Genomic DNA, 6,962 nt, shown 5'->3' with positions numbered 1-6,962 from the left:
CGGCCATCACGCCGCCCCACGCGCTGCCGCCGAACATGTTGTTGAGCGCGTCGGAGAACGGCGCGGTGGAGTCGACCAGCTGGTCGTGCGGGACGTTGCCCATGATGGCGACGGTCGACAGCATGTACACGCCGGCGCAGGCGAGGCAGCCGAACACGGAGGCGCGGCCGACGTTGCGCTCCGGGTCGCGGACCTTCTCCGCGGCGACGGCGACGGCCTCGATGCCGGAGTAGGCGAACACGACGAGCGCGGCGGAGGTCTGCAGCGCGCCGATGACGCTGCCGCCGTCGGCGTTGAACGGGCCGAAGTTGACGCTGCTGACGAAGAACAGGCCGACGATCGCGACGAACAGCAGCGGGGCGAACTTCAGCACGGTGGTCACGAGCTGGAAGGCACCCATGTTCCTGACGCCGGAGAGGTTGACCAGGGCGGGCACCGCGAGGCCGACCAGGGCGATGACGATCTTGCCGATCGTCGAGTCCCAGTGCAGGAAGTAGTTGACGTAGCCGACCCAGGCGACCGCGATGCCGGCGTTGCCGATCCAGGCGGTCAGCCAGAAGGACCACGCGGTCAGGAAGCCGGGGAACTCGCCGAACGCGTCGCGGGCATACGCGTACGGGCCGCCGGACGCCGGGATGCGGGCCCCGAGCTTCCCGAAGATCATCGCGATGAGGATCGCGCCGACCGACACGAGCCCGAAGGCCAGGATCGAGACCGTGCCGTACTTGGCGAGGGTGGCCGGCAGCAGGAAGATGCCGGTTCCGATGACACCGCCGACGACCAGGGCGGTGGCCTGGGGAAGGCCGAGTGTTCCGGCGGCTTCGGCTCCTCCTGGTTCCGTCGGCGCGACCTTTGTGGTCGTCGCGTCCGAAGGAGCCGGTGCGTGGCTCATCTCGATCCTCCCGGGGAATCGACGCAGAGCCTTCGCGACCGCAAGGAGCGCGCTGCGGAGGCCCACGTCATTGGAGACCTGTGCGATGAGATTTGTCCGGATTTCTTGGCTTTCGCACAGAGTACCGGCAATCCCCTCATCTGCGATCTTGTCGCGACGCGCACCACTCACTCCTGAGGCGGACGACTCCAATCCGATGGCCGGGCGGCCCGACCCCGGCGGGCCGTACGGCCCAGAGCAATACCCCGGAAACCCGACATCAGGGACGATCGATACCCAATCCGTACGCCGGTAACCCCTGCCCGGACAGCGCGGAACGGCCCCGACCCGCACGCGGATCGGGGCCGTACCCCCGCCGGTCCCGGCGGTCCGTCACAGCCGCGGGTCGACCGGCTCCGACTCCAGCGCCAGCACCGCGAACACCGCCTCGTGGACCCGCCACAGCCCGTCGCCGCGGCTGAGCCGGGCGAGTGACTCCAGGCCCAGCGCGTGCTCACGCAGCGCCAGCGAGCGCTTGTGCCCGAGGTGCCGGTTCTTCAGCCGCGCCAGGTGCTCCGGCACGTCGTAGTCGGGCCCGTAGATGATCCGCAGGTACTCGGGCCCGCGGACCTTCACCCCCGGCTGGACGCGCGAGCCCGCCGGACGCGCGGCCTCCCCCGCCAACGGCTTGACCACCATGCCCTCGCAGCCGGAGGCCGTCAGCGCCTCCCACCACGCGACACCCGCGGCGACCTGCTCCGGGTCGGTGACGTCCACCACCAAGCGCCCCGTCGGGGCGAGGAGTCCGGTCGGGTCCGCCGCCACCAGCCGGTCGGCCAGCGCCAGATGCCAGTCGTGCCCCTCGCCGGTGAACTCCTTGCCGCGCCCGGCCAGCACCTGGAACGGCGCGAAACGCAGGCCCTCCAGGCCGTCGACCGGCCAGCAGTACCGGCCGTACGCCTCGGTGAACGCCCGCGCGTTCGCCTCCCGGAGGCCGACCGCGCCGGCCAGCCCGCCGACCTCGACACCGCGCCCGGCCGCCCGGGCCAGCGCCCGCGCGGCCTCCGGCAGGGCCGTCGTCGCGGCCGCGCCGACCGCGGCGTACTGGCGGCGCAGCAGCTCGACGGCCTTCGCCGACCACGGCATCAGCTCTGCGTCCAGCAGCAGCCAGTCGGTGTCCAGCTCGTCCCACAGCCCGGCGGCGTCCACCGCCGCGCGCAGCCGGGCCAGGAAGCCCTCGGTCAGCTCCGGCGTCGGCAGGAACGAGCGGCCGGTACGCGTCCACAACGCGCCCGTCCCCCCACCCTCGGCCACCCCGAACGCGTCCCGCGCCGCCGCCTCGTCGCGGCACACCAGCGCGACCGCGCGCGAGCCCATGTGCTTCTCCTCGCACACGACCTGCGCGACACCGTCCTCGCGGTACTGCGCGAACGCCTCCGCCGGATGCTCCAGCAGGCCCGGCAGCGGCGAGGTCGCGCACGGCGCCATCGTCGGCGGCAGGTACACCAGCCAGCGCGGGTCGATCGCGAACCGGCTCATCACCTCGAGCGCGGCCGCGGCGTTCTCGCCGCGCACCATCACCCGGCCGCCCGTGGCGGTCTCCACGACGCGGCGGCCCATCGGGTCGTCCGGCACCAGCACGTCCGCCAGGTCCAGCGGACGGCCGTCGCGGCCGCCCGGCGCGTCCGACCGCAGCGGGCGCACCGGCTCGTACCAGACCTTCTCGGCCGGCACCGCGACCAGCTCCCGCTCCGGGTAGCGCAGCGCGGTCAGCGCGCCGCCGAACACACAGCCGGTGTCGAGGCAGATGGTGTTGTTGACCCACTCGGCACGCGGCATCGGCGTGTGCCCGTACACGACCGTCGCGCGGCCGCGGTACTCCTCGGCCCACGGGTAGCGCACCGGCAGGCCGTACTCGTCCGTCTCGCCGGTCGTGTCGCCGTACATGGCGAAGCTGCGCACCCGGCCCGAGGTACGGCCGTGGTAGCGCTCCGGCAGACCCGCGTGCGCGACCACGAGGGCGCCGCCGTCGAGCAGGTAGTGGCTCACCAGGCCCTCGCAGAACTCCACCACCTGGCGGCGGAACTCCTCGCTCTCGCCCTCGAGTTGCGCGAGCGACTCGGCGAGGCCGTGGGTGACGCTGACCTTGCGGCCGTTGAGCGCGCGCACCAGCTTGTTCTCGTGGTTGCCGGGCACGCACACGGCGTTGCCGGCCGCGACCATGCCCATCACGAGGCGCAGCACACCTGGCGTGTCGGGGCCGCGGTCGACGAGGTCGCCGACGAACACGGCGGTACGGCCGTCGGGGTGCACGGCGTCGACGGCACGGCCCTCCGCGTCGTGCGCGACCGCGTACCCCAGCTCGCCCAGCAGCGTCACGAGCTCGGCGCGGCAGCCGTGGATGTCGCCGACGATGTCGAACGGGCCGGGCAGATGCCTCAGGTCGTTGTAGCGCTTCTCCAGCGCTATGCGTGCCTCGGCGATCTCGTCCGAGCCGCGCAGGTGGTGCACCTTGCGGAACCCCTCGCGCTGGAGGTGCCGCAGCGAGCGCGTCATGTCCTTCCGCTGGCGCGTGATGACGTTGCGCGGCAGGTGTGCGCGGTCGGGACGGGTCGCGTTGCGCTCGAAGCACACGTCCTCGGGCACGTCGAGGACGATCGCCACCGGCAGCACGTCGTACCGCCGGGCGATCGCCACGAGCTGCTCGCGGGCCTTCTGCTGGACGTTCGTCGCGTCGACGACGGTCAGCAGGCCCGCGGCGAGGCGCTTGCCCGCGACGTGGTGCAGCAGGTCGAACGCGTCCTTCGACGCGGCCTGGTCGTTCTCGTCGTCCGCCACCATGCCGCGGAAGAAGTCCGACGACAGCACCTGGGTGTGCTTGAAGTGCGTGCGCGCGAACGTCGACTTGCCCGCGCCGGTCGTGCCCACGAGGACGACGAGGCTCAGGTCGGGTATCGCGAGGTCGCGGGTGGTCATGCCGGGACGTCCTTGTCGGTGGTGTGCTCGGTCGTGTGCTCGGTGGCGTGGTCGGCGGCGGTGGGGCCTGCGGGCCGGGGCGCGGCGGCGCCGGCGTGGAAGACGGCCATCTGGGTCGGCGGGCCGACCTCGGGGTCGTCGTCGCCGACCGGGGCGAACTCCACGCCGTAGCCGAAGCGTTCCCCGACCTCCGCGGCCCAGGACCGGAACCGCGCGCGGTCCCACTCGAAGCGGTGGTCGCCGTGCCGCATCGCGCCCGGCGCGAGCCCGTGGCCGCCCTCCTCCTCGGGCGCGTACCGCACGTTGTACTCGACGTTCGGCGTGGTCACGACGACGACGCCCGGCTTCGCCGCCCCGAAGACCGCGAACTCCAGCGCGGGCAGGCGGGGTTCGTCGACGTGCTCGATCACCTCGCACAGCACGGCGGCGTCGTAGCCGACCAGCCGCGCGTCGGTGTAGGTCAGCGCCCCCTGCATCAGCTTGACGCGGGCACGCTGCCGCTCGTGCATGCGGTCCAACCGCAGGCGGCGGCCGGCGACGGTCAGCGCCCGCACCGAGACGTCGACACCGACGATCTCCGTGAAACGGCTGTCCTGGAGCAGCGCGCCGATCAGCTTCGCGTCGCCGCAGCCCAGGTCGAGCACGCGCGCGGAACCGGCCGCGCGCAGGGCGCCGAGGATCGCGTCGCGCCGCAGCGCCGCGAGCGTGGGGGGCTTGGCCTCGGCGGGCTCGGCGGTGGAATCGGCGGCAGGCCCCACAGCGGGAACGGCGTGCTCGTCGGCAGGCACCGCGCCGGCACCATCGGCCGCACCGCTCTCACCAACCGCCCCGGCCTCCGCGTCGCCGTCCTCGGCCTCCTCCGGGATCGCGTTGTCGAGGTCCTCCACCCGCGCGTCGTCGATCTCGGCGAGCCGTTCCAGCGCGGTACGCGTCAGGCCCGGGCGCCGCGACAGGTAGCGGCGGGCGATGAGGGCGCGCTCCGGGTGCGCGGCCAGCCAGCCGTCGCCCGCACGCAGCAGCTTGTCGACCTCGTCGGGCGCGACCCAGTAGTGCTTGGCGTCGTCGAGCACCGGCAGCAGGACGTAGAGGTGACGCAGCGCGTCCGAGACCCGCAGCGAGCCGGTGAGCGTGAGGCGGACGTAGCGCGAGTCGCCCCATTCGGGGAACCGCTCGTCGAGCGGCAGCGGCTCGGCCTCGACCGTCCATCCGAGCGGCTCGAACAGCGCGCGCACGAGCCCGGCCCCGCCCCGCGACGGCACGGCCGGCACCGACACCTCGAGCGGCCACACCTCGTCGACGAGCTCGGGCCGCGCGACGCACCGCCCCTGCATCGCGGTGCGGAACACCCCGCCGAGCGCCACCGCCAACAACGACGAGGCCGCGTAGGGCCGGTCGTTGACGTACTGCGCGAGCGCGAAGTCGGGCGTCAGGCCCTTCTTCGTGCCGCGCACGAGCGCGATCGGATCGACGTCGAGCAACAGCGCCGCCTCGCACCGCTCCTCCCCCGCCTCGGGGTAGAACACGTGCGCCGTCCCGTAGGACGCGCTGAACTGCTGCGACTTGTCAGGGTGCTTGTGCAGCACGAATCCGAGCTCGGTGGCCGGTCGTCGGGTGGTGGCTATCGTCAGGAACACCCGATGGAGTATGAACGCCCCCGACCCGCCGCCTCCACAGATTTCCCCACCCACCACCCCCGTCCTCGCCCGAACCCCGAACCCCCGGTTGCCGCTTCGCTCCGAACCACCGGCGTGACGGCGGCCGGGGGCGACGGTGCCGGCGGAGCAGCGCCGCCTCCGGCCGACGACGAGGTCAGCCCGTGCTGGTCGGAGGGCGTCGGGGGAACGGGATGATCTTGGCGCCGCCGACCGGCACACGCGGCGACGTCGGGACGCACTGCTCGCACCGCGCCCGGGGCGGCGCTTCGGCGGCGAGCAGCAGCCACGGGTCGGCGGCCGAGTCGGAGAACCAGGTCGCCGACTCCTGCACCGCGCGCAGGCGGATCAGCGCGTGGAAGGTGTTCTCCCAGGCGGTACGGCACTGGGCGCGACCTTCGTCGTCCAGCAGCGCGCCGATCAGGCCGGGGCGGTCCTGCGGGAGGCCGCCGCGGGCCACCGACTGCAGGACGCGCGCGGCGCGGCCGAGCAGGCGGGCGACCGCGCTGACGGGGTAGAGCAGCAGGTCGTCCACCGGCCCGGTCCAGGTCGCGGCGCGGCGCAGGCGGGCCGGCGTGAGGCCGTCGACGAGCGCGAGCGCGACACGGATCTCCTCGGCGGCCCGGCACAGGCAGCCGCTGCGCGCCGGATCCGCCCGCCACGACTCGACGGCCCGCAACGCGAGCCGCAGCGCTCGCGACACGGCCACCAGGCCCTGCCCTGCGGTGGCCGCGACGGCCAGGTCGTCGTCGAGCTCGGCGAGTGCGGAGGTGCCGTGCTCACGTGCCGGAATCATCGTTCGCTCCCCTCGTCGGCCGCGCTGACGAACGCGGCGGAGTGCGGTCAACGATGCACGCGCCGCGACCGGCGAGTTGGCCCCCGAGCCGCCGAACGAGTGAGTTCTGGGGACAACTCCACGACGATCAGTCGGGAGGGTGAAGGCCTTCCCGAGTTGTCCACATGAGTAGTCGCCGCCGACGTCACCCGACCTACTCAGACGCGATACTCAGCCCGGCCCTGAGTACCTACGAGCAGCCGACCGCGAACGACAACCGAGTCCGGCCCCCCGCATCCGGAGTCGGCACCCGCCCCCGTCACCCGTGCCGACGCCCGGATTCTCCACGCCCCCGGCCGCCCCCTGCCGCTAGCCTCGGAGACGCCTCACACGTCGCCGCCGAGGCGCCGCACCAGGCGCCCTGCCGCGAGCGCGAGCCGCCGGGGCGAGAACGGCCCCACGGGGAAACGCCGGAGCGCGCGTCGGTGCGCGTCAGCCCAGCAGCCGTCCGTTGCCGGACACGGGGTTCGGGAGAGCCGCCGAGGCGCCGTCCCGGGCGCGCTGCGACCAGCGCGCTCCGTCAGCACCGGGGGAGGTGGTGGACGGGGCCGAGATCATCCCGCTCCCCGCCGCCACCCGACGGGCTGAGAACGGCCGGACGGGGAAACGCCGGCGCCCGCGGCCCAGG

General features: G+C 73.6%; 4 protein-coding genes. All 4 read right to left on the bottom strand.

The window, feature by feature from the left end; all coding sequences use genetic code 11:
- A partial coding sequence (locus QI554_RS21540) for an APC family permease (protein ID WP_281471802.1) occupies nt 1-892 on the bottom strand: 892 nt, incomplete at its 3' end.
- A gap of 372 nt (nt 893-1,264) precedes the next feature.
- Nucleotides 1,265-3,847: a polynucleotide kinase-phosphatase gene (locus QI554_RS21535; RefSeq protein ID WP_281471801.1), complete on the bottom strand. Its 2,583-nt coding sequence runs from the start codon at nt 3,845-3,847 to the stop codon at nt 1,265-1,267.
- Nucleotides 3,844-5,481 (bottom strand): 3' terminal RNA ribose 2'-O-methyltransferase Hen1, encoded by a 1,638-nt coding sequence (locus QI554_RS21530; RefSeq protein ID WP_281471800.1) that lies wholly within the window; start codon nt 5,479-5,481, stop codon nt 3,844-3,846. Before QI554_RS21530 ends, QI554_RS21535 begins: the two co-directional genes overlap by 4 nt.
- Before the next feature lie 175 nt (nt 5,482-5,656).
- Nucleotides 5,657-6,295: a hypothetical protein gene (locus QI554_RS21525; RefSeq protein WP_281471799.1), complete on the bottom strand. Its 639-nt coding sequence runs from the start codon at nt 6,293-6,295 to the stop codon at nt 5,657-5,659.
- Nucleotides 6,296-6,962 lie beyond the last annotated feature (667 nt).

The sequence above is a fragment of the Yinghuangia seranimata genome (assembly GCF_029953285.1).
Lineage (GTDB): Bacteria > Actinomycetota > Actinomycetes > Streptomycetales > Streptomycetaceae > Yinghuangia > Yinghuangia seranimata.
Note: the sequence above shows the minus strand (reverse complement) of the source record. Positions and strands in the feature narration are given on the sequence as shown.

Excerpts from the sequence above, each read along its gene's own strand:
- QI554_RS21535 (WP_281471801.1), bottom strand. The coding sequence starts at position 3,847 with ATGACCACCCGCGACCTCGCGATACCCGACCTGAGCCTCGTCGTCCTC.
- QI554_RS21525 (WP_281471799.1), bottom strand. The coding sequence starts at position 6,295 with ATGATTCCGGCACGTGAGCACGGCACCTCCGCACTCGCCGAGCTCGAC.